This window comes from Acetobacter orleanensis (assembly GCF_001581005.1).
GTDB classification, from domain to species: Bacteria; Pseudomonadota; Alphaproteobacteria; order Acetobacterales; family Acetobacteraceae; genus Acetobacter; species Acetobacter orleanensis.
This window is the reverse complement of the sequence record NZ_LHZV01000064.1, coordinates 64,123-87,172: the sequence shown is the minus strand read 5'-3', so window position 1 is coordinate 87,172 and position 23,050 is coordinate 64,123. Positions and strand designations below refer to the sequence as shown.

The following is a 23,050-nucleotide window of genomic DNA, read 5'->3' as shown; positions in this document are numbered from 1 at the left end:
CCGCGCATACAGGGGGATTTCGGGCATTTTACCGGACATTTCGGCATATCAAACGATCCTTGTATTCTTTTTGGCCACCCGATGCTTCGGGCAGACGGATTAGTCTAACCCATCCGCCAGAGCCCGTCATGCGTTAACAGACACATGCCAGCGCCCTTATCGGCACCTCTTTAAAAAACACATCGGGCACCCCATCGTTCCCTGACCCATCACCACACAGGCGGTCCTTGCCCCTTTCAAGGTAACAGAATGGTGCTGCCGGTTGTCTTGCGCGACTCCAGAGCACGGTGCGCCTGCGTGGCCTCTGTCAGGGCAAAACGCTGCCCGATGGAGGGCTGCAATACCCCCGCCTCCAACAGGCGGAACAGTTCCGCCGCAGACGCCAGAAGGTCTGATCTTTCAGCAATATAGGTCGTCAGGGCAGGCCGCGTGAGATAGAGGCTCCCGTGTGTTCCCAATGTGCCGACATCCAGCCCCGTTACCGGGCCGGATGCATTGCCGTAGCTGACCATCAGCCCACGCGGGGCCAGACAGGACAAGCTGATTTCAAACGTATCCCGGCCGATGCTGTCATACACCACCGGCAGCATGGCGCCGCCAGTCAAGTCCCGCACGCTCTGGACCAGATTATCCGTGCCAATCACCACATCCGACGCACCGCAGGCGCGGGCCAGCTCAGCTTTTTCTTTGGTGGAGGTCACACCAATAACTCGGGCACCCAGATGCCGGCCCCATTGGCAGAGCAACTGCCCAACCCCTCCGGCTGCCGCATACACCAGAATGGTCTCCCCCTGCCGCACCGGATAAACCTGCCGGAGCAGCATATGCGCGGACAGCCCGCGCAGCATGACAGCGGCAGCGGTCTGGCTGGACACACTGTCCGGCAGCACGACCACGCGCTCCGCCGCAATCGTCCGATACTGCGCGTAGGCTCCTGCCACACCGGCATAGGCCACCCGCATACCGGGGCTGAGGTCCGTAACGCCCGGCCCCACAGCCACAACCACGCCAGCGCCTTCCATGCCCGGAATGGCGGGAAGAGAGGGAAATTTATACAGGCCGGAGCGGAAATAGGTATCAATAAAGTTGACCCCGATCGCCTCCTGCCGCAGCAGGATCTCGCCCGCCCCCGGCTTGGGCACGGGCTGGCTTTCCACACTCAGGACACCGGGACCACCTGTGTCATGCACGCGGATGACGGTATTGGTTTCATCACTCATGGTAAAATACTCCCTGCACCAAAAAAGCCTCAACCGGACCTGAGTGCCTCAAAGCCTGAAAGATGTGTGCCGCGACCCTGCCGCACTTAGGCTTTTTTTGTGTCATCATCCGCCAGAAGCTGGATAAGGGTTTTTAGGTCCGTCCGTAAAACCCCCATGACAAACCGCATGATTTCTTCACCTTGCCCGTCATCATCCGGCAAGCCGGTCATAACGCCCGCCGCAACGCGATATTCCTCACCCGTACGGGCAACGCCCTCGCTTTCACACCGGTCGATAATCCAGCCAAACGCCCGCATCAGGCCGGGGCTGAGCGGGTCTATCGCATCATCCGTTCCGTGTGCAGGCGTCTGGCCAGCCATCAGTACCGCACGGGTTACCACCAGCGCATCCATCTGCAACTGCCGCAGAATTTTGGGCAGTTCCGCCAACATCGGGTCCCGTTTTTCCAACGGTCGCCAATGTTCACGGCGCGCTTCCTCCACCGCACTCTGCACCTTGCGCAGGGAGGCTACGCTGGCATCATTCAGATCCTGAATCTGCGACCAGTCCATTTCATGAGTGTGCGCCTGTGTGAGCATTTCGACAATCTGGCGCACAGTCGCCGCCGCATTGCGGAACGCATCCCGGCGTGCCTGTTCATGCAGCACAACATATGTCACCAACATAGAAACACCCACCCCTATCAGAATGGACAGCACGCGCTCAACCGGCATTAGATAGGGGTCATTCGGCGTGGCAAACAGGGTGGCGATCATCAGCGTGACCACGCTCATGCGCGTATCAGGCTTCCATGAGGCCAGAACTGCCAGCGGCACAAAGGCCAGCGCAAAGGACTCCCAGAGCGGCCAGCGATACAGCATGAGCGTGATAGGCAGAATGCTTGCCGCCGCCCCGATCAGCGTGCCGACAAGCTGGTAGCGCCCGCTGGATAGCGTTTCCTTGATGCTGCTTTGGGTCACAATCACCGAGGTGATCAACGCCCACCCCGGCTCCTGCAAATGCGTGAGCCGCGTGACAAACCCGCACAGCCCAACGGACACCAGAAGTCTGATGGTCTGGCGGACAACAGGGTTGCCCAGCCAAGGTGCCGACAAAAATTTCAGAGACATCAAAACCCTGTGCTGCTTTTACAAGACCGGCAGAGAACGCAAAACCGGCTCAGGGCGTGTCTTCACCATTGAGTGGGAACGGCACCCAGCGCAGACCATCCGCATCATGCACCAGCAGGAGAACGGATTTTTTGTGGGCCTTCTGTGCGGCTTCAATACGTTTCTTGAGGTCTGCCGGGCTGGTGACTTCCGCCTGCTGCACCTCCGTCACCACATCCCCTTCCCGCAGGCCACGGTCAGCAGCCAGACCGCCATCTTTCACGGAAGTAACCAGCACGCCTTTCTGGCTGGATGGCAGGTTGTATTTCTGGCGCGCAGCCGCATCCAGCAGCCCGACAGAAAAGCCCAGCACGTTAAGGCTAACTTCCGCAGCGCCCTTAGGGGCAACAGCCGGTTTAGCATCCGGTTCCGCTGCTGGTTCCGGCAGTATCCCGATGGTTACGGGCACATCCACCATCTTGCCATGACGCCACACGCCCAAATGCGCCACAGTCCCCACCGGCAACTGCGCGGACAGGCGTGGCAGCGCCTTGCCTTCAATCGGCTGGCCATCCAGCGTCTGGATCACATCCCCAGTCTGCAACTTGGCTTTGGCCGCAGGACCGTCCTTTTCCACCCCGGCCACCAACGCGCCCCGCGCCGGGTTCAGGCCCAGACCATCCGCAATATCCTGCGTCACGTTCTGGATGCGCACACCCAGCCAGCCACGGGAGACTTTGCCGGTCTTGCGGAGTTGCTCCACAATGCCCTTCGCCTCGTTGGACGGAATGGAAAACCCGATCCCGACAGACCCACCGGACGGGGAGTAAATTGCCGTGTTCACGCCAATCACGTTGCCATCCATATCAAATAGCGGGCCGCCGGAGTTGCCCTTGTTGATGGGCGCATCCGTCTGGATGAAGTCATCATACGGGCCTTGGTCAATATTACGGCCACGGGAGGAGATAATCCCGGCAGTGACAGTGCCAGAGAGGCCAAACGGGTTGCCAATGGCCAGAACCCAGTCCCCCACCCGGCGTTTGTCGCTATCACCAAAATGTACGGCGGGTAGCGGCTTCTTGCTTTCCACTTTCAGCAGCGCAAGGTCGGTGCGGTCATCATAGCCTACGGCACGGGCTGTCAGCACTGTATTGTCCTGTAGGGTGACCGTAATCTTGTCGGCATGGCGGATGACGTGATTATTCGTCACGATATAGCCTGCCGGATCAACGATAAAACCCGAACCCAGCGCCTGCATCCGGCGCGGCGGCGCGTCCGGGCTGTTCTGCCGGTTCATGAAGTCATGAAAAAACTTCTCGAAGGGAGACCCCTGCGGGAAGTTGGGCATCTGGGGAAGCTGGTCATCCCCGCCGTCCCCCTCCTCATCGTCATCCGAACCGCTTTTAACGGTCTGCGTTGTGGAGACATTCACCACGGCAGGCAGCAGGCGAGCAGCCAAATCCGCAAAACTGTCCGGCGCACCACTCAACCGGCCCGCCCCCTGCACTGGAGCGGGAGCCTGCGGCGCGGCAGGTAGAGCCGCCCCCTCCGCCGCCCATGCCGTAACCGGGCCAGAAACCCCGCCCAGCAGCAGGCAGGACAGAGAACCGGCACGAAGGAGATGACTGGACAGACGCATGGGTGAAAATACTCTCAAACGACAGAAATCATAGCTGACCTTAGTCTATCGCACGATCCTGTTCCACCGTCAGCCTGTTTTGCTTATCCGGCCGCCTGTGCGGCGCGCTTGCGCTTACGGTAGTTATCCAGTCCGGCTGCCAGAGCGAACAGAATACTCAGACCTGCGACGTTCACCACAATCTGCAACAGCCAGCCATCGCCAAAGGTGCTGAACAGCAGGCGCGCATAGAGATCCAGCACCGTGCCGACCACAAAAATCTCCAGAGAATGCCGCCCCACGCGCGCCAGTAGCTGGCCAGTACGGGTCTCCGCCGCCCATTTGCGCGCTTTGGCGGAAGACTGCACGAGGTAGAAAATAGCCATGACATCCAGCAGGCGCAAAGGCGAGAGCCAGCTTTTTTCCGGCATGATCATCGCGCCGAAAGGCCGCAGGTCTGGCAGCCCCCACAGCAACCATGGAAACGCCTGAAGCGCTGAAAACACAAGATACAGCACACAGCACCCGGCCAGCAGGTCCATACGCGGGAAGTCCGCCCCGCGGCGCTCTGTTTCAGCAGAGGCGGACGCCCCCAGCGCAAACAGGAATTGCCATGCGAAGGGGTTGAAATACCAGCCATCCGGGTCCAGCCAGTTGGGTAGATTCAAGCCGGGATCCAGATTGACGAGCATCCACATGGCCCCTGACAGCAGCAACGCCAGAGAGCGATGGATGCGCATCAGCACATAAAACAGCGGGAAACCGGCCAGAAGGACGATATAGAGCGGCAGAATATTCAGATTGCTCGGCAGGGCATCAAACATCATGACGCGCCAGACCCAACTCAACCCGTGCGCCAGTTCCGGCTCCAGAAAATCCACCGGCACCAGCGTATAATGCCGCCACACACGCACTGTCAGGACATAGACCATCACCATCAGGGTCTGGCCGATATACAGATGCACACAGCGGCGGAAGATCCGGCCCAGACACACAGCAACCCCGTATTTCCGGAACCCGCGCCCGTAAGCCAGCCACGACGCATAGCCTGCCAGCAGCACAAAAATTTCCGCCGCATCGGCAAAGCCGATATTCCGCATGGTAAAACGGTTGAGCAGGTTTTGTGGAATATGGTCCACAAACATCATCAGCAGAGCCACGCCCCGCATGGCATCAATCCGGTGATCCCGCACGGAACGGGTAACAGGAGGCAGAGATGAAGGCGTTACGGCTGAGGACAAAGCGGAGCTTTCAATCGCGGGGCGGAGTGTGCGGGGTGGTGGTTGCTTCTTTCCTTACCCGTACCGAATTTCCGAAAAAAGCGTCAAAACTATGGGGGCAGTATCACAGGGCTTCATCTCCCCCTTGACGGCAGCAGTCTCATGCTATTGCCAACAGAGCAACAGGCCCCTTGTGCCACACCGCCAGCCAGAGTCAGGACAAAAACAATGGTATCCTCCCCCCTTCATCATGATGACATTGCTCGTGTGCTGGATTCCGTGCGGGACGCACACACCGGCCACTCCCTGCTGGCCCTGAGCAAACTGGACGGCTTTCGGCTGGAAGACGGTCGGCTGAGTGTTGCGCTGGCCGCCAGCAAAGAGCAGGCCACAACCCTAGCCCCTTTATGTGATGAGGCAAAAGCCGCGCTGGAAAAACTGCCGGGTGTGCAAACAGCCACGGTTATTCTCACCGCCCATCGGGCTCCCGCCGCACCCGGCAGCGCCCCGGCAGCCCCGCCGCCTGCACGACCCAAAGCCGCGGGCGGTGGTGGCCATCGCCCGTTTGGTGGCACGCCCCCGGCTGCCGATGCGCAGGTACTGCCGGATGTAAAAGCCATTATCGCCGTCGCATCCGGTAAGGGCGGGGTCGGTAAATCGACCACCGCTACCAATCTGGCTATTGGTCTGGCGCAGGAAGGGCTGCGCGTGGGGCTGATGGACGCGGATATTCATGGCCCCTCCCTGCACCGCATGTTGGGCACAAGCACCAAGCCGGAAGCACGGGAAGGCCGCCTGCAACCCATGGAAATCTGGGGGATCCGCGCCGTGTCCATCGGTATGCTAGTGGATGAAAAACAGGCCATGATCTGGCGCGGCCCGATGGTGATGGGAGCTATCAATCAGTTTCTGACGGATGTGGATTGGGGCCCGCTGGATGTGCTGGTGGTGGACATGCCTCCGGGCACAGGGGACGCCCAGCTTTCCCTGATGCAGAAGGTGCCGCTGGCAGGCGCCATTATTGTCTCCACCCCGCAGGACATCGCCCTGATTGATGCCCGGCGTGGTGTGACCATGTTTGAGAAAATGAAGGTTCCTGTTCTCGGCCTGATAGAGAACATGTCCTATTTCTGCTGCCCGAACTGTGGCCACAACACGGAACTGTTTGGCCATGGTGGCGCAAAGAAGGAAGCGGAAGTTTTGGGCGTTCCCTTCCTTGGGGAAGTCCCGCTGCTGGCCGATATCCGCGCAACGGGCGATGCCGGTGCACCGATTGTTGCCAGCGCGCCAGACAGCGAGGGCGCACAAGCCTTCCGCCGTATTGCACAGGTTACGGCAAAGGCTCTTCTGCACGCAGAGAAAATATCGGTTGCACACTCTCAATAACAAAAAACCGATACAGTCCTTGAAGTGCTTCCTCCTGCACCGCGCAGGAGCATTCCCAAGACTGTCTTACCGCCTCCGCTAGACACTTTTGCCGGTCAGCCCTTTTCTCCAGAATGGGGCTGACCGCTTTTTTTAGTGCTTTGCGGCAGGTGCTTTCTTTTTCCCGGCAGGTTTATCAAAAAACGCTCTGCATTGCGGGCTGAGCTTGTCCTTCTTGCGCTCCATGCAACTTGTAATTTTCTTTTCATTCGGAATGGCCAGCGCGCACAGTTTGATGGCATCGCCCTTGCAGGCTTCTGTCTGTTTCTTGCGCAGATCATCCTCTGCATGCGCCGGGGTCAAAGTGCCAAGCAGGGCTGCTCCACCAGCAGCCAGACAAAATGTGCGTAAAAATTTTGGCGTAAAAAGAGACATTTCACTGTAATCCGTTTTCTGTGCAAAGACCTGTCAACCGCGAAATGCTGACGTTGTTGACCATACAGAAAAGCAAAGCCGCGCCACCAGTTTCCATCCTGACAGGCTGACCTGCGCAGCAAACACGGAACCGAATACTTCTGTCAATTTTTAATGAAGACAGAGCGTTTTATGGCTCTCTGGCCCTTGTGTTTCACACACATGCAGGTGCTGAGGCTTCATATTTTTCGGTGCCGTAAAAAACAAACCAGCCGAGACCAGCATCAGCAAAACAGCGACTATAATAAACGGCGTGAAGCTCGGCAGCCGCGCAGAGGGTGGGCGCAATCCGCTCAGTTCCCCAGAAGGCGCAAGCAGCGGAGAAGATGCGGTTTTTCCCTCCGCATCCTCCTCAAACTCTTCATCCTGAAAGGGGCTCTCCTTCATGGGCTGGAAATCAGCCTTTCAGGACGGCCATCATTTCGTCCCACTCACGCTTGCTCAGGCCAGAGCCAGCCTGCTCCACAGCCTCGCCCGCCAGCATGCGCCGGACAATTTTCAGCATTCCGGCGGAGAATGTCACCGCACCACGGCGATAATCCTCAAAAGCCGCCGCCGTCTGGGGGACCCACGCATGCAGGATTTTCAGCATGGCTTCCGCATACACCCGGATTTCATACTGGGCATGCGGGTCCAACCGCAGGGCCAGAAAATGCATCAGGTTATGCAAGTCTATCTTCCAGTACCACTGGGTATAGGTATTCACCGTCAGATTGATACGCGCCAGTTCACGCGCCAGACCGTACCCGTCTTCTTCCGTGCTCAGCATGGTTTCATAATTGCGATAGGTGCGGATGGCGTCATCACGCAGAATATCCATGACCGCAGCGGCGTCATCCGGGGCCAGCACGTCACCACGGCCTTGCCGGTTCACGGCACTCTGGGCGGCCATATGCTCTGGTGCGGGGATATAGAATTCACTGTCGAGAATGGAGTAGCGGGCGGAATATTCATTCACGCTGGCCATCCGATGACGAATCCACTGCCGCGCCACAAAAATCGGCAGTTTGACGTGAAATTTCATCTCGCACATTTCAAACGGCGAGGAATGACGGTGCCGCATCAGATACCGGATCAACCCGGCATCTTCCGACACCTTGCGGGTACCACGCCCGTAAGAAACGCGGGCGGCCTGCACAATGGCGGAATCATCCCCCATATAGTCGATCACGCGGAGGAAGCCGTGGTCCAGCACCTCCTGCGGTTCATACAGCATGGCTTCCAGCGCGGGCACGGTCGGCCGGCGGGTGGAACTGGTTTCTTGGGCGTGCGCCGCAATTTCGGCGCGTTGAGCATCGGTCAGTGACATGTCTTCTCCCTAGCGCAAAATACGCGGTTCGGGAATGAGTGATCTCGCGCACATCGTGCTTGGTAGATCATCATAAACCATGTTTATTAATTCATAATGATATTTGATTAGACAGTTTCCGGCAGAGCATGGCACCGGATTTTAGAATTTGCACAGACTGTTTATTCTGCTGATATAAACAACGAACTTCATAATTCCAGCCCATAACGCGGCACTCCCGACAAAGCCGGACGGATACTTATAAGGTATGCGCAATTTTTTCCCCTTTCTGCCGTCATTTCCGGCACGCGGCAGTTCCATCCCCCCGCTTGCTCTGGCGGCAGGCCCCGGTGCTGTGTGCGGTATTAGCGCTTGTCTAGCGCTAACAGGCCTTGTAGCGCCTGCCAGCTTGCCTGCCATTGTCGCCCCCATTGGGGCCTCCTCCGTACTGGTTTTTGCCGTGCCCGCAAGCCCGCTCGCCAAACCTCGGGCTGTGATTATGGGCAATACTCTGTCCGCAGCCGTTGGTGTACTGGTCAGTCTGGTGGTTTCTCAGCCGATGCTTGCAGCGGGGCTGGCCGTCGGGCTGGCAATTTTCGTCATGAGTGTCACGCGCTCGCTCCACCCGCCGGGTGGCGCTGCTGCTCTAACGGCTGTGCTGATGCATCCGTCCACGACAGGGCTGGAGACGGCCTTTCTGTTCCCGTTGGTGCCTGTTGGGGTGAACTCCGTCGTTCTGGTTTGTACGGGCATGCTGTTTCATCGGTTCTCTGGCCACAGCTATCCGCATCATGCTGTTCCGGTCTCCCCCCAGACGGAAACTGCCGCCGGATTGCTGCATGAGGACATTCTGGCCGCACTCCAGAAAACCGGGGAAACATTCGATATTGAAATAGAAGATCTCGAACGGCTTCTGGTGCTGGCGGAAGCCCATAAAAAAGAACGTCTGCCAACCTGAAGCCGCCACGCGCCATGGGTGCGGCTCTAAAACCCTGCTAACCCGGCCCGGACGAACGGTTACGGTCACTCTTGCAAAAGCTCCTAGCACTCCTTATGTTCAGCACTGCAGGAGGGGCTTGCCCCTTGGCTATGGTGATAAACGGAACGTGGAATAATCGTTGTGGACCCGGGGGCAGTACCCGGCGTCTCCACCAGTTACAATCCGGCCTTTCAGGCTCGGACGGATGGGGACGAAACAGGCTCGACACGCGTGGTAAAGACCTTCCTTTTGCCCGGCATTGTACCGCCGTTATCGGGCTAAACATACAAGTGCCAATGATAACACTGAGGTGCTCGCTGTCGCTGCATAAGCGATAAGCGCGGTTCGGGAGGGCACCGGGCAACAGAAGTCCTCCCACTTTACCGCCTACATGGCGGGCTCCCTGCTCAAAATCAGGTTTTTCCAAAAATCGTAGGGCTGACCGAAGGCAGCTCAAGCATTTTTGAACACGCCAGAATCGACTCTTTAACAGTCCGCCGTGTTGCAGAATTATGCCGTGCCGACTTGCACTTCCCCCCTCTTTCACGCATGGCTGACGGCAGACGTGATATTGCAAGACGCTGGCCCCGTCCGCTGGCGAGAACGAGGAGAGCTGTCATGGCCGATGACCACGATAACACCCCCGAAAACGGCGCCTTCCCGCCCGAGAGCCTGCTGCCTTATGAACGCTGGCTGGAAGACGCCTATCGCGGCGTGATGCTGAGCGCCCTTGAGCATGTCAGCCGCGAAGGCCTTGCGGGCGAACACCATTTTTACCTGACATTCCGCACGGATGTGCCCGGTGTCATCATCCCTGACCGCCTCCGTGCCCAGTATCCGCACGAAATGACCATCGTGCTGCAACATCAGTTCTGGGACCTGACTGTGGACCGCAAAGCAGGCAAGGTCTCCGTTGGGCTGTCCTTTGGGGGTGTGGGCTCGATTCTGGAAATTCCCGTGCGTGCCTTTACCGGTTTTGCGGACCCCTCCATTCAGTTCAGCCTGCACTTCATGCCTGCGGAACCAGAAGAAGCCTCAGCCCCTCTGGCGGAGGCCACGCCAACAGCTCTGGCTGAAAAAGAAGAGAGTGGCTCAGCGGAAAGTGACACCTCCTCACAGGTTGTCAGTCTTGACGCCTTTCGCAAGAAGGGGCCATCACCCGGTTAAGCCCCATTTTTCGGGGCAGGCCGATGGAGAGTTCAGCATATCATGACCAGCCAGCCCCCTCGCCCCCCGGTACCCGCCTTTACCTACTCCCCCATTTTCCCGCTGGGAGAGGACACAACGTCCTATCGGAAGGTGGATATCGCCGGTGTCAGCACATCGGAATGTGGCGGTAAGACCATCCTGCACATCACGCCGGAAGCCCTGACGGAACTTACGGCGCAAGCCTTTCATGAAGTGGCGCATTATCTGCGCGCTACCCACCTCAAACAGCTTGCCAGTATCCTTAAAGACCCGGAAGCCTCGGACAATGACCGCTTCGTGGCGCTGGACCTGCTGAAAAACGCCTGTATTGCCGCAGGGGGCGTGTTGCCCATGTGTCAGGACACCGGCACAGCCATTGTTTTTGGCAAGAAAGGCCAGCGCGTGTGGGTGGAGGGCGATGAGGAAGTCGCCTTCTCCAAAGGCGTGTATGAAACCTATACCCGCACCAACCTGCGCTATTCGCAGATGGCCCCCCTCAGCATGTTCGAGGAAAAGAACACCGGCACCAACCTGCCGGTGCAGTGCGATATTTTCGCAAGCCCCGCCACGCATCATGATGAACAGTTTGATCTGATGTTTGTGGCCAAGGGTGGCGGCTCCGCCAACAAGACTTTCCTGTTTCAGGAAACCCGCGCCCTGCTGGGGTCCGAGCAGCAACTGCTCTCATGGCTGGACAGCAAGATCAAAACGCTCGGCACCTCCGCCTGCCCCCCGTACCATCTGGCCATTGTGATTGGCGGCATGTCCGCCGAGCAGACGCTTAAAACCGTCAAGCTGGCCTCCACCCACTGGTATGACAGCCTGCCCACCAGCGGCAGCATGACCGGCCATGCCTTCCGGGATGTGGAGATGGAGCAGAAGGTGCTGGAACTCACCCGCAAGCTGGGCATTGGCGCGCAGTTTGGCGGTAAATATTTCTGCCATGATGTCCGCGTGATTCGCCTGCCCCGCCACGGTGCATCCCTGCCGGTGGGCATGGGTGTGTCCTGCTCGGCTGACCGGCAGATCAAGGCGCGCATCACGGTGGAAGGCGTCTTTCTGGAAGAGCTGGAACACGACCCGGCCCACTTCCTACCCGAAACCACGGATGAACATCTGGAAGGCGAGGCCGTTAAAATCGACCTCAACCGCCCGATGGACGAAATTCGCAAGGAACTCTCCCGCTATCCGGTCAAAACCCGCCTTGCCCTGAACGGCACGGTTGTTGTGGCGCGTGACATTGCCCACGCCAAGTTCCGTGAGCGGCTGGAACGGGGTGAGGGCCTGCCGCAATATCTGAAGGACCATCCGGTTTACTACGCCGGGCCCGCCAAAACGCCGGAAGGCATGGCCACTGGCTCCTTCGGCCCCACCACAGCCGGACGCATGGACTCTTATGTGGCCGAGTTTCAGGCTGCTGGCGGTTCCTACGTCATGCTGGCCAAGGGCAACCGCTCAAAAGCTGTCAAAGATGCCTGCCAGACCTACGGCGGCTTCTATCTCGGCTCTGTCGGTGGCCCGGCAGCACGGCTCGCGCAGGACTGCATCCGCAAGGTGGAAGTGCTGGAGTATCCCGAACTCGGCATGGAAGCCGTGTGGAAAATTGAGGTTGAGGACTTCCCCGCCTTTATTGTTATCGACGACAAAGGAAATGACTTCTACGCTGAACTAAGCTGACAGGGTCAGACGGCCCGCCTTATGGGAAGGCGGGCCAGCCAGAGGAGCCGGGTTGCTTCATGCGCTTTACCGTTGACCGGATGGATCATGCCGTCCTGACCGTAAGAGACCTCGAAATTTCTGCCTCATGGTACCAGCGTGTGCTGGGTATGGACCGGGAGGAATACGGGCGCAACAACCGCACAGCCCTACGTTTTGGCGGCCAGAAACTCAACCTCCGGCCGCAGGATGCCACGGGATGGAACACCGCCGTGCACGCCCTGCCCGGCGGGAATGACCTGTGTTTTGTCACCGCCGTGACCAGTGATGACATCATTGAACATCTGGAAAAATGTGGCGTCGCCATTGTGGAAGGCCCCATAGCCCGGCTGGGCGCACTGGGGCCTATCACATCCGTTTATTGCCACGACCCAGACCAGAATCTGATCGAAATCGCGTCCTATCAGGGATAATCGCCCCGGAAGCGGAAGCGGTCTCGGTCTCAGGCAGTTGAGATCAGCCAGTCTGCTGTGCGCCGTTATGCGCAGGCAGATGGGCATGAGCATGCTGGCTGACCGGAGCAGACGGTACAGAGGCTGGGGCACTGGCATGAATGGCCGGAGCAGGCGTTGCCGCTCTATCCCCCAGCCAGCCACCCCGGAAACCAGCTTTCAGCAGCCCCTCCCGGATGGCGGGATTACGTTTCATGGTGTTCCACACCAGTCCACTGCGCCAGTTTTCAATCATCAACAGAATCGGCCCCTGATCAATGCCAAGATAGGCGGTGTCAGACCAGAAAGACTTGTCTGCTGTGTGGAAGCTGGGGTTGAACGCATCTACAAATCCATATCGGCTGTAGATACGCCCCCCGTAACGGTGCTTCATTTCCCGCAGGGCCGGAATGGCGATTTCGGGCGCAAAGGCAACGGACCCACCAGCCGCTGTCGGGGCAATGGTGCCATCATCCTGCGTGTAATCCCGCCCGGTTCCACGCGCGGCATAGGACATGAACCGGCGCGGCGTACCACCAACCGTCTGCGTCAATTCCCCCGGCCCGTCACTGGCCGTCAGACCCCAGACATCCTTCCCATAATCCTGCCATCTGCCGGGGTTGGTCATGGCATAAGTGCGCTGGGCGTACGTCGCGCGACGACTATTTTCAAAATAGTCGATTCCCTTCTCCCGGTTCCAATCATCCTGAATACCGCGGAAATCAATCCACGAATGGGTGTATTGGTGGCCGAACATGGGCGCGAAATTCAGGAGGGTCTGACCATAATACTCGCCCCAACGCCGGTCATTCGTCGTCAACCACACCTGCCATGAAGCCGGCTGCAACGGATGCTTCTCAGCGCCAAGTGCCAGAATATAGGCCATCATCCCTTCGCTATAGCCTTCCCAATAATTGGGCAGGAACTGGCGCTCGGGTGACCACCCCATGCTCAACCGCAAATCGGGGCGGCGCATCCATGTCCAGTCAACATTCTGGTAAAGTGCATTGGCCAGAGTGCGAATTTCCGCTTCCTGCGGTGTGTTCTGCGTATAATAACTTTCCGCAAAGAGAATACCTTGCATCAGCAAAGCGGTATCAATACTGGAGAGTTCAATATCTTTATTAAAGCGCAGGCCTGTATCTTTATTCAGGAAATGATAGAAAAATCCGTGATAGCCTGAAGCGTTTTCTGTACTGTCATTTTGCGGCAATCTGAAGAGATAACGTAGGGTATTAAGCGTGCGCTCAATGGCCTGCTGGCGGGTAATGTAACCGCGTTCCACACCAATTCCATAAGCTGTCAGCCCAAAGCCGACAGACGCGACACTAGCCTGAGTCTGGTCTGACGGATACCGGTCCGGCACCAACCCTGTCTGTGCATCTCCCGCCTCCCAGAACCAGAGAAATGTCCGATGTTCCAAATCTTCAATCAGCGCCATATCCGCGCGCGTTGGCTTGAAGACCACACTGGTGGAAAGACGGGCTGCCTGCCGCTGCTGGCTGGTGGAAGGCGATGCCGGGATGGGCGGCATGGCGGGCTGAACAGCGGGAGTTTCCGTATCAGGGGCGTCTACCGCCTGTGCGCCTACAGGGTGCAGAGCAAGCCCTGCCGCCACAGCAAGCAGGCTGACACCAGAAGAACACCGCCCAACACAGGGAGGAATCAGACGACAGGATTGAAGAAAAGATGAGGCAAAACGGGAAGGTAAGAAAAACCAGTCTGGCAGCATAACGACCAAGGCCCATCCTATGACGACATCAGGAGCAACATGAACAACCTTATTCGCCTTCTACATCAACAGGGAAAACAGGCGGATCCATGTCATCCGCCAGCGGAAAACATTTTTTTTGCAGGAGAGCATTTTTCCTGCGTCGTTGGGTTTACAGTTTTTTGAAAAAAGGCAGACCCCACGCCAATGCATAGCCAACATACCCAATACGAAGACGTAACAAAACCGCCTGCCTTTTGGGCAAGCGGCGCATGTCAGAGCATGAAGGACGATGCTCTTTATAAAAATACCATCGTCATGAAAAAATATTTATGAATGACTATACCGGAAAATGTTCAGATCTTCATACGCAATGTCCGGTTTCTTGTCAGACATGATATCAGCCAGAACCCGGCCAGAACCACAGGCCATGGTCCAACCCAGCGTACCATGACCCGTATTGAGAAACAGGTTTTCAAACCCGGTGCGCCCGATAACAGGCGTGCCATCCGGCGTCATGGGGCGCAGGCCGGTCCAGAAGGACGCACCCGGTACATCACAGCAGTCGGGGAACAAATCTGTCACGGAATGTTCCAGCGTTGCGCGACGCGGGGCACGCAGACGGCGGCTGAACCCGGCCAACTCCGCCGTTCCGCCAACACGTACGCGGTCGCCCAGACGAGTGATGCCGATTTTGAAAGTTTCATCCATAACTGTGGAAACCGGCGCGTGGTCTGCATTGGTAATATCTGCTGTCAGAGAATAGCCTTTTACCGGATAGATCGGCAGTTTTATCCCTAGAGAACGCACCAGAGCCGGTGAGAAGCTCCCCAGAGACAGCACATACGACTCTGCGGAAAGAACACCTTTATTGGTGTCCACACCCGTAATACGGCCCCCTTCAGATAAAAGCTGTTTAATACGGGTATTATACATAAACGTAACGCCAGCCTCTTCCGCCATGGCGGCCAGACGCTGCGTGAATTTAAAGGCATCCCCCGTTTCATCACCCGGCAAACGCAGGCCGCCTACGATCTTATTGGCGGTCTCCCCCAAACCGGGTTCAGCCTGCACGCAACCCGCCCGATCCAGAACTTCGTAGGGCACCTGATATTGTTTAAGAACCGCAATATCCTGCGCCGCGCCATCAAGCTGCTTCTGGGTGCGGAAGACCTGAAGAGTTCCCTGCTGCCGGTCATCATACTTGATACCTGTGTTGGCCCGCAGGTCCATCATCACGTCCCGGCTATATTCCGCCAGACGCACCATGCGGCCCTTGTTGCGGTCATACGCAGCGGAGGTGCAATTTTCCAGCATCTGCACCAGCCATGTCCACAAATGCGGGTCCGGCATGGGCCAGAACACAAAGGGGCGGTACGCCATCATCAGCCATTTTATGGATTTCAGCGGCACACCCGGCCCGGCCCATGGCGCGGAATAGCCCGGTGAAACCTGCCCGGCATTGGCAAAGCTTGTTTCCATACCGGATTCTGGTTGGCGTTCCACAACCGTTACCTCGTGCCCGGCCTGTGCCAGATACCAAGCGGATGTCACACCGACAACACCACCACCAAGAACAATAACCTTCATGGCCTTAACCTTTGTATTTTAAAAATTCAGATGTTCTGTTGGGTATTTTTGTAAATGCGATGATAGCGCCGCCCAAGAGACGTTAACACCTCATACCCTATGGTGCCTTCCGCTGCTGCCACGGCATCAACGCCGTACGTATCGGTCAGCAGATCCACCCTATCATCAGCAGCAATCTGCCCTTCTGGAATAGCGGAAATATCCACGGTCATGGAATCCATGGAAATCCGGCCAAGAACTGGCAGGCGCTGGCCCTTAAACCATGCACAGCCCTTTTCCGCGCCTTGCCGTGCAAAGCCATCCGCGTACCCCGTGGCAATGGTCGCCACGCGGCGCGGGCCATCCGCCTGCCACGTTAGCCCGTATCCCACTCTCTCACCTTTGGAGAGGTGACGAATTTGCAGGATATGCGCACGCAACTTCACAACTGAGGCAAGTGGATTAGGTCCATAAGTATTAGGGGCAATGCCATACAAAGCAGCACCGGGACGGACGAGATTCTGATGGAATGCCTGCCCCAGAAAAATACCCGACGATGCCGCCAGACTCAGCGGCGCTTTTGGTAACTGGGCTGCATAGGCCCGCAATGTTTGCAGTTGGGCGGCATTTGCAGGATTAGCTGGTGTATCTGAGCAGGCCAGATGGCTCATAATAAGGCTGAGTGTCAGCCCATCCAGCCGGTGCGGCTCCTGCACCAGCGTGTGGACATCCTGCCCGGATAAGCCAAAGCGGGACATCCCGGTATCCAGTTGCAACGCCGCATCCAGAGGGCGACCAAGCTTCTTGGCAAGTTCCTGTAACTGGCTGATTTGCTCAAGAGAGTTCAGAACCGGACGCAGGCCGGCCTGCACACAATCCTCTACGGCCTCCGGGCGCGCACCATGCAGAACAGTGATATGCGCCGCGGGAGAAACCCATTGGCGCAAAGCGAGACCTTCATCCACATGCGCGACAAAGAAATGCCGCGCCCCAGCCTGTTCCAGCACTGGAGCCACCTGTGCAGCCCCCAGACCATAGGCATCCGCCTTGACCACAGCGGCACAGACAGCACCCGGCGTTCTGGCATCCAGCAGGCGATAATTGGCCGCTATGGCCGCAAGATCAATAGTCAGGACTGCCCCGGCCCGATGCGCCGGCCAGCCGGAAGAAACAGAAGCACAGGAAGACGCCACAGCAACCATCCAAAATATTCCGATTCCAAAACTTTAGCAAAAAGCCCATGGAATATCCTGTCGATCAGCCGCATAAAATACGACAAGCTTGCCATATACCTCTATAATCTGCGAAAAAAAGCAGGATATCGCCCTATGATCTTCGACCGGCTGACAGACTCGATTTTACGCCACCTTCAGCACAATGGGCGCATCAGCAATGCCGAGCTCGCGCAAAAAGTGGGGCTCTCCCCGTCCGCCTGTTTGCGGCGGGTGAAAATTCTGGAACAGGAAGGCATTATTCAGGGCTACCGCGCCATTGTGGATAAGAACGCGGTGCACAGCATGTCCACGGTCATTGTGCAGATCACACTGGAACGCCAGACGGATGACTGCCTGCGCCGCTTTGAAAGCCGCGTGCGAGAATGTCCGGACGTGAAAGAATGCTATCTCATGACTGGGGATGCCGACTACCTGCTCCGCGTGGAAGCACGTGACATGTCAGATTACGAACGCATTCATAAGGAAGAACTCTCCCGGATGCCGGGGGTAGTGCGGATTCAAAGCAACTTTGCAATCCGCCCCGTTGTTCAGCCATGGAAAAGCTGAAGAACCAGAAGGTCAGTCTTCCGGCTCTTCCTCATTCAACTCTTTGGCTGTCAGATCCCGCTGTACATCTGGAGATTTCAGCAGAGAATCCATATGCATGGCGACATCCAGCGTGGTGTCTGGCTGGAAATGCAGTTCCGGTGCTGCCCGCAGACGCAACTTGTGCGACATCTGTGTGCGCAGCCATGGTGAGACCCGTTTGAGGGCAGGCAGCAGCGTATCAATATCACTGCGGCCAAGACGCACCACAAAAACTGTCGCGTGTTTAAAATCCGGTGACAGCCGCACTTCCGTGACCGTTACCGTGGCATCCGCCAAATCCGGGTCCCGGAATGTGGTACGGGCGAAAAGTTCCGCCAACACACGCCGCACTTCCTCCCCCACGCGCAACTGGCGCTGGGATGGCCCTAAAGGAGAAAGACCGGCGAGATATCCCGCCGGTCCCGTATTCCCTGCTCCGCCTGATCCGTTGCGACGGCTCATGCAGGCACCAGTTCGCTTTCAAAGCACTCGACCACGTCGCCTTCGCGCAGGTCATTATACCCCGCAAAAGACAGACCGCATTCGTAGCCTTTGGCCACTTCTTTCACATCGTCCTTGAAGCGCTTCAACTGGCTCAGATCACCTTGATGGATCACCACGCCATCACGCAGCAGACGCACACCACAGCCGCGCTTGACCACGCCTTCCGTAATGTAACACCCGGCCACTTTGCCGACCTTGGTAATATCGAAAACCTGACGGATTTCGGCATAACCCAGGAACTTCTCGCGATGCTTGGGCGCAATCTTGCCGCGCACCAGCTGTTCCACGTCATCCGCCACCTGATAGATGATGGAGTAGTAGCGAATTTCCACACCTTCGCGCTGGGCGAGTGTGCGGGCCTGCGCCGTGGCACGCACGTTGAAGGCAATGATGATGGCATCAGACGCTTTGGCAAACTGCACATCACTTTCCGTGATCTGCCCCACCGTTGCGTTGAGCACCCGCACCGCGACTTCTTCATGCGCCAGCTTAAGGACCGTTGTCTGAATAGCTTCAGCAGAGCCCTGCACGTCGGCCTTGATAAGAACCGCGACTTCCTTCTGCTCACCAGCCTGAATACGCGCCAGCATCTGATCCAGCGTGCCGCGCGCGGCAACCTGACCAGCAACCTGATGCTCTTTCAGCTTCCGCTGACGGAACTCGGAAATCTCACGGGCGCGGTTTTCATTTTCCACAACCACGAACGGTGCACCGGCAGACGGCACGCCTGTCAGGCCCAGAATTTCCACCGGCATGGACGGTGTTGCATCTGTTACCTGACGACCACGGTCATCAATCAACGCACGCACACGGCCCCATTCAGACCCGGCCACAACAATGTCACCTTTGCGCAGGGTGCCTTTTTGCACCAGCACAGAGGCCACAGAACCGCGCCCACGATCCAGACGGCTTTCAATCACCGCACCTTCAGCAGACCGATCCGGGTTTGCCTTCAGGTCCAGAATCTCGGCTTGCAGAAGAATGGCTTCTTCCAACTGCTCAAGACCCATACGCTTAGTGGCGGACACTTCAACGTCCTGCACATCACCGCTCATGGATTCCACAACAATTTCGTAGTTCAGCAATTCCTGCCGCACACGCTCCGGATTGGCACCCGGTTTGTCGATTTTGTTGATCGCCACGATAATCGGCGCATTCGCAGCCTTGGCGTGTTTGATGGCTTCAATCGTCTGCGGCATCACGCCGTCATCCGCTGCCACCACCAGCACCACCACGTCCGTAATGGACGCGCCACGGGCACGCATGGCGGTAAACGCTTCATGACCGGGGGTATCAAGGAACGTGATTTTCGCACCGGACTTCAACGTTACCTGATACGCGCCAATATGCTGGGTAATGCCACCCGCTTCCCCTGCGGCCACATCCGTGGTGCGCAGCGCGTCAAGCAGAGAGGTTTTACCATGGTCAACATGGCCCATAACGGTCACAACTGGCGGACGAGACTTCAGCTCTTCGGGCTGATCATCAAGGCCTTCAATGCCCAGCTCAACGTCGCTTTCAGAAACACGGCGCACACGGTGGCCGAATTCTTCCACGATCAGTTCAGCCGTATCAGCATCAATGCTCTGCGTGACAGTTGCCATAACGCCGTTTTTCATCAGCGCCTTGATGACTTCACCCTGACGGGCCGCCATACGGTTGGCAAGTTCCTGTACAGTGATGGTTTCCGGCAGAATAACGTCACGCACCACGCGGACCTGATCGGCGCGCAGGCGTTCGAGTTCAGCCTGACGGCGTTCACGCTCACGCTGGCGACGGACAGATGCGAGTGAACGCGTCTTGTCATCATCCCCTTCAATCGCGGCCTGCACGTCAATCCGGCCTGCGCGACGTCCAGCATCCCCTTTACGCGGGCTAGCACTCTTGCGGTTTGGCGGAGCACCAGCGCCACCCCCACCCGGACGGCGCGCGGGCGCACGACGGGGTTCATCTTCCCCTTCGGTACCACGACCACGCAAACGCAGAGTCTGGGCAGCGGATGTTTCATCAGTAGTCGCAGCACTCGCAGCAGGCTGCGGGCGCGGCGTTGCCGGCTTAAGCGGACGCGCCGGCATGATGGCGCGTTCAGCCAGAGGCTTCAGGCGGCTGACCGGCGGAGCAAGCGTGACTTCTCCGGGGATCGGCGTGGCCGATACAACAGGGCCTTTCGACTCAATCGGCTTGATGGAGTCGATACGAGCCTTACGCTCGGCTTCTTCCGCAGCAACCTGTGCCGCAGCCTGTTCTTCAACGGCGCGCTTTTCGTCTTCTTCCCGACGACGCGCTTCTTCCGCCGCAGACAGGATCTGAATTTTTTCCTGCTCGCGCCGTTCAGCTTCACGCTTTTCAGCCTCAGCGGCTGCATTTGCCTGTTCCACCAGCACACGCTGGCGCATGGCCAGTTCAGCAGCCGTCAGGGTACGACCACCCCCGGCCCGTCCACCGGCACCTCGACCACCAGCGCCACCAGGAGTACCGGGGCCACGCTTTTTGCGCACCTCAACCTGTACAACCTTCGAACGCCCGTGGCTGAAACTCTGCCGCACGGACCCGGCATCGACCGTCCGTCCGACTTCCGAACGCCCTGCCGGTCGAAGGGACAAACGTCCCTTGCCCTGATCCTGATCCTTGCCTTCGCTCATTGACCCGCCTGTTCACACCCATCCGCCGGAAAGGTCCGACGAACCCGGGAGCCGCCATCAGCAACCCCCGAAAAACGCTTATTCTCACAACACAGACGCGAGGCCAGAACCCCGGCCGCCAGCGCCGCATTCACAACTCGCTCCCGCCCGAAAACCTTTGCAAGGTCTTCTGTCGAAAGCGCCTCAACCACAGGAAGGTCCCGAGCACCCGATAGGAGCCGCCCAAGTTCATCCCTGCTTCCATCCGATGCGTGAACAATCACACCAGCACGACGCTGTGTAACCCACTCCCGCACCTTCATAAAACCGCTTATGGACTGCCCGGCACGCCGCGCCAGCCCAAGAAGTTCCACCATCCGCCGGTGCAGACCTACCTCCACCTGAGCAGGCAGATCCTCCGGCACCGTAACCTGACACCGCGCGGCGCGTGCAAACACACCACGTTTGCGGGCTTGTTCTAACACATCCCGCCGCGCGCTCAACCATATTCCCCGACCGGGAAGACGCGCGTCCAGATCCGGCACCACCACACCAGAGGGTGACACCACAAACCGTATCATCTGGGAGGGCTGCCCCTGCTCGCGCGTGACTGCACAACGCCGCAGAGGACCTTTCTCATCATCATACGCTTCGGGCAAATCACCACTCATTGTTCGTCAGGCCCGAAGTACCCTCTTAGCCCTCGTCCTGATCGGAAGGCTTACCCTCTTCTCCATCAAACCAGTGAGCACGTGCCGCCATGATGATTTCATTGGCAGCCTCTTCCTCAATGGCATCGGACCCGAGAATCTCGACAAGCTCGTCACCAGCAAGGTCCGCGAGGTCGTCAAGGGTTTTTACACCCTTTTCACCCAACGTCACAAGCATCTGGTTTGTGAAGACCCCGAGATTGGCAATATCGTCCGTCACACCAAGTTCACGGCGGTTGGCATCAAGGTTTTCTTCCTGACGCACCAGATACCCTTCAGCACGCTGAACCAGCTCTGCAACGACCGACTCGTCAAACCCTTCGATCCCGATCAGTTCGTCCGGGTCAGCATAGGCCAGTTCTTCAACCGTGTGGAATCCTTCTGTGACCAGCAGCCCTGCAATGACGTCATCAACGTCCAGCGCTTCCACAAACAGGTTGGTCCGACGACGGAATTCTTCCTGACGGCGTTCGGATTCTTCGGCTTCCGTCAGAATATCAATATCCCAGCGGGTTAGCTGACTGGCCAGACGCACGTTCTGGCCACGACGCCCGATAGCCAGAGAAAGCTGCTCGTCCGGCACCACGACTTCAACGCGGCCTGCTTCCTCATCCATCACCACCTTGCTGACTTCAGCCGGAGCAAGGGCGTTCACCACAAAGGTAGCAGCCTGCGGGCTCCATGGGATGATATCGATTTTTTCACCCTGCAATTCGGCCACAACAGCCTGCACGCGGGAGCCACGCATCCCAACGCAGGCACCGACCGGGTCAATGGACGCATCACGGGAAATAACAGCCATTTTCGCACGGGAGCCGGGGTCACGCGCCACGGCCTTGATCTCGATGATGCCATCGTAGATTTCCGGCACTTCCTGCGCAAACAGCTTGGCCAGAAAGGCCGGATGCGTACGGGAGAGGAAGATTTGTGGGCCACGCGGTTCGTCACGCACGTCATAGATATAAGCGCGCACACGGTCCGAGTTGCGGAAACTTTCACGCGGGATCAGCTCATCACGCCGCAGCAGCGCTTCCGCGGACCCGATTTCAACCATCAGGTTGCCATACTCAGTCCGCTTGACGGTGCCGTTGATGATTTCGCCTACGCGATCCTTGAACTCATTATACTGGCGCTTGCGCTCATATTCACGCACGCGCTGGACAATCACCTGCTTGGCGGTCTGGGCGGCAATACGACCGAAATCAATCGGCGGCAGCGGATCAACCAGATATTCACCCGCCTTGATCTCAGGCTGGAACTTGCTGGCAATCGCCAGCAGGATCTGGGTTTCTTCGTTTTCTACCGTCTCGACAACTTCCGTCCAGCGGGAGAGGCGTACGTCCCCGGTCCGGCGGTCAATAGTCGCGCGAATATCTTTTTCGTGCCCGTATTTTGCACGACCGGCCTTCTGGATGGCCTGTTCCATGGCCTCCAGAACTTCCTCACGCTCGATTCCTTTCTCGCGTGAGACAGCATCTGCAACCAGCAGCAGTTCAGGACGGGAAACAGAGGTATCCATACTCTCAGCTCTCCAAAGCAGGCG

The 23,050-nt window shown here is 57.9% G+C and carries 20 protein-coding genes and 1 other RNA gene; 7 read left to right on the top strand and 14 right to left on the bottom strand.

The genetic code is table 11. The annotated features are described in order from the left end of the window. Positions 1–236: 236 nt before the first annotated feature. From AD949_RS09575 to AD949_RS09560, 4 genes are all read right to left on the bottom strand, one after another. A complete protein-coding gene (locus AD949_RS09575) occupies positions 237–1,220 on the bottom strand; it encodes a quinone oxidoreductase family protein (RefSeq protein ID WP_048835721.1) in 984 nt (327 codons plus the stop codon). 86 nt (positions 1,221–1,306) lie between these two features. Beyond that, positions 1,307–2,332 carry an FUSC family protein gene (locus tag AD949_RS09570; protein WP_048835722.1) on the bottom strand — a complete coding sequence of 342 codons (1,026 nt, stop codon included), beginning with the start codon at positions 2,330–2,332 and terminating at the stop codon, positions 1,307–1,309. Between the two features lie 49 nt (positions 2,333–2,381). Next, positions 2,382–3,950 (bottom strand): DegQ family serine endoprotease, encoded by a 1,569-nt coding sequence (locus tag AD949_RS09565; protein ID WP_048835723.1) that lies wholly within the window; start codon positions 3,948–3,950, stop codon positions 2,382–2,384. A gap of 83 nt (positions 3,951–4,033) precedes the next feature. Further along, on the bottom strand, positions 4,034–5,170 hold the full coding sequence (locus AD949_RS09560; protein ID WP_048835724.1) for an OpgC family protein: 1,137 nt from the start codon (positions 5,168–5,170) through the stop codon (positions 4,034–4,036). Between the two features lie 207 nt (positions 5,171–5,377). Between AD949_RS09560 and AD949_RS09555 the strand changes: the two genes are divergently transcribed. Next, the gene (locus tag AD949_RS09555; protein ID WP_048835725.1) at positions 5,378–6,535 is read left to right on the top strand and encodes an Mrp/NBP35 family ATP-binding protein; all 1,158 of its coding nucleotides are present in this window, start codon (positions 5,378–5,380) and stop codon (positions 6,533–6,535) included. A gap of 132 nt (positions 6,536–6,667) precedes the next feature. Here the strand turns inward: AD949_RS09555 and AD949_RS09550 are convergent, their stop codons facing one another. From AD949_RS09550 to thyX, 3 genes are all read right to left on the bottom strand, one after another. Then, positions 6,668–6,949: a hypothetical protein gene (locus AD949_RS09550; protein WP_048835726.1), complete on the bottom strand. Its 282-nt coding sequence runs from the start codon at positions 6,947–6,949 to the stop codon at positions 6,668–6,670. 150 nt (positions 6,950–7,099) lie between these two features. Next, entirely contained in the window at positions 7,100–7,375 is a 276-nt protein-coding gene (locus AD949_RS09545; protein WP_048835727.1) for a hypothetical protein, read from the bottom strand. Positions 7,376–7,385: 10 nt separating this feature from the next. Next, entirely contained in the window at positions 7,386–8,297 is a 912-nt protein-coding gene (thyX, locus tag AD949_RS09540) for an FAD-dependent thymidylate synthase (protein WP_048835728.1), read from the bottom strand. Positions 8,298–8,544: 247 nt separating this feature from the next. On the opposite strand from thyX, the gene AD949_RS09535 reads away from it, so the two are divergent. The 5 genes from AD949_RS09535 (at position 8,545) to AD949_RS09515 (ending at position 12,572) form a co-directional block, all read left to right on the top strand. Then, positions 8,545–9,234 (top strand): HPP family protein, encoded by a 690-nt coding sequence (locus tag AD949_RS09535; protein WP_052944556.1) that lies wholly within the window; start codon positions 8,545–8,547, stop codon positions 9,232–9,234. Positions 9,235–9,301: 67 nt separating this feature from the next. Beyond that, positions 9,302–9,635, top strand: a transfer-messenger RNA (tmRNA) gene (ssrA, locus tag AD949_RS09530). 238 nt (positions 9,636–9,873) lie between these two features. Then, positions 9,874–10,422, top strand: a complete 549-nt coding sequence (locus tag AD949_RS09525) for an SspB family protein (protein ID WP_048835729.1) — start codon at positions 9,874–9,876, stop codon at positions 10,420–10,422. A 42-nt stretch (positions 10,423–10,464) separates the two neighbouring features. Continuing rightward, positions 10,465–12,120 carry a fumarate hydratase gene (locus AD949_RS09520; protein ID WP_048835730.1) on the top strand — a complete coding sequence of 552 codons (1,656 nt, stop codon included), beginning with the start codon at positions 10,465–10,467 and terminating at the stop codon, positions 12,118–12,120. A gap of 59 nt (positions 12,121–12,179) precedes the next feature. After that, positions 12,180–12,572, top strand: a complete 393-nt coding sequence (locus AD949_RS09515; RefSeq protein WP_048835731.1) for a VOC family protein — start codon at positions 12,180–12,182, stop codon at positions 12,570–12,572. A 43-nt stretch (positions 12,573–12,615) separates the two neighbouring features. Here the strand turns inward: AD949_RS09515 and AD949_RS09510 are convergent, their stop codons facing one another. The 3 genes from AD949_RS09510 to alr form a co-directional block, all read right to left on the bottom strand. Further along, the gene (locus tag AD949_RS09510; RefSeq protein WP_082064700.1) at positions 12,616–14,124 is read right to left on the bottom strand and encodes a glucoamylase family protein; all 1,509 of its coding nucleotides are present in this window, start codon (positions 14,122–14,124) and stop codon (positions 12,616–12,618) included. A 507-nt stretch (positions 14,125–14,631) separates the two neighbouring features. Then, the gene (locus tag AD949_RS09505; RefSeq protein ID WP_048835732.1) at positions 14,632–15,891 is read right to left on the bottom strand and encodes a D-amino acid dehydrogenase; all 1,260 of its coding nucleotides are present in this window, start codon (positions 15,889–15,891) and stop codon (positions 14,632–14,634) included. Between the two features lie 26 nt (positions 15,892–15,917). After that, complete coding sequence (alr, locus tag AD949_RS09500; protein WP_371277375.1) at positions 15,918–17,063, bottom strand: alanine racemase; 1,146 nt, start codon at positions 17,061–17,063, stop codon at positions 15,918–15,920. A gap of 135 nt (positions 17,064–17,198) precedes the next feature. Here alr and AD949_RS09495 point away from each other — a divergent pair, with 135 nt between their 5' ends. Beyond that, positions 17,199–17,651: an Lrp/AsnC family transcriptional regulator gene (locus AD949_RS09495; RefSeq protein WP_048835734.1), complete on the top strand. Its 453-nt coding sequence runs from the start codon at positions 17,199–17,201 to the stop codon at positions 17,649–17,651. 12 nt (positions 17,652–17,663) lie between these two features. Here the strand turns inward: AD949_RS09495 and rbfA are convergent, their stop codons facing one another. Genes rbfA through nusA form a run of 4 tightly spaced genes read right to left on the bottom strand, consistent with a single transcriptional unit; the run spans position 17,664 to position 23,026 of the window. Further along, positions 17,664–18,134, bottom strand: coding sequence for a 30S ribosome-binding factor RbfA (gene rbfA, locus AD949_RS09490; protein WP_048835735.1), 471 nt, complete (start codon positions 18,132–18,134; stop codon positions 17,664–17,666). After that, a complete protein-coding gene (gene infB / locus AD949_RS09485; RefSeq protein WP_048835736.1) occupies positions 18,131–20,818 on the bottom strand; it encodes a translation initiation factor IF-2 in 2,688 nt (895 codons plus the stop codon). The genes rbfA and infB overlap by 4 nt, the downstream gene beginning before the upstream one ends. Continuing rightward, complete coding sequence (locus AD949_RS09480; RefSeq protein ID WP_048835737.1) at positions 20,815–21,468, bottom strand: RNA-binding protein; 654 nt, start codon at positions 21,466–21,468, stop codon at positions 20,815–20,817. Before AD949_RS09480 ends, infB begins: the two co-directional genes overlap by 4 nt. A 25-nt stretch (positions 21,469–21,493) precedes the next feature. Further along, positions 21,494–23,026, bottom strand: a complete 1,533-nt coding sequence (gene nusA / locus AD949_RS09475) for a transcription termination factor NusA (RefSeq protein WP_048835738.1) — start codon at positions 23,024–23,026, stop codon at positions 21,494–21,496. Between the last annotated feature and the right edge of the window lie 24 nt (positions 23,027–23,050).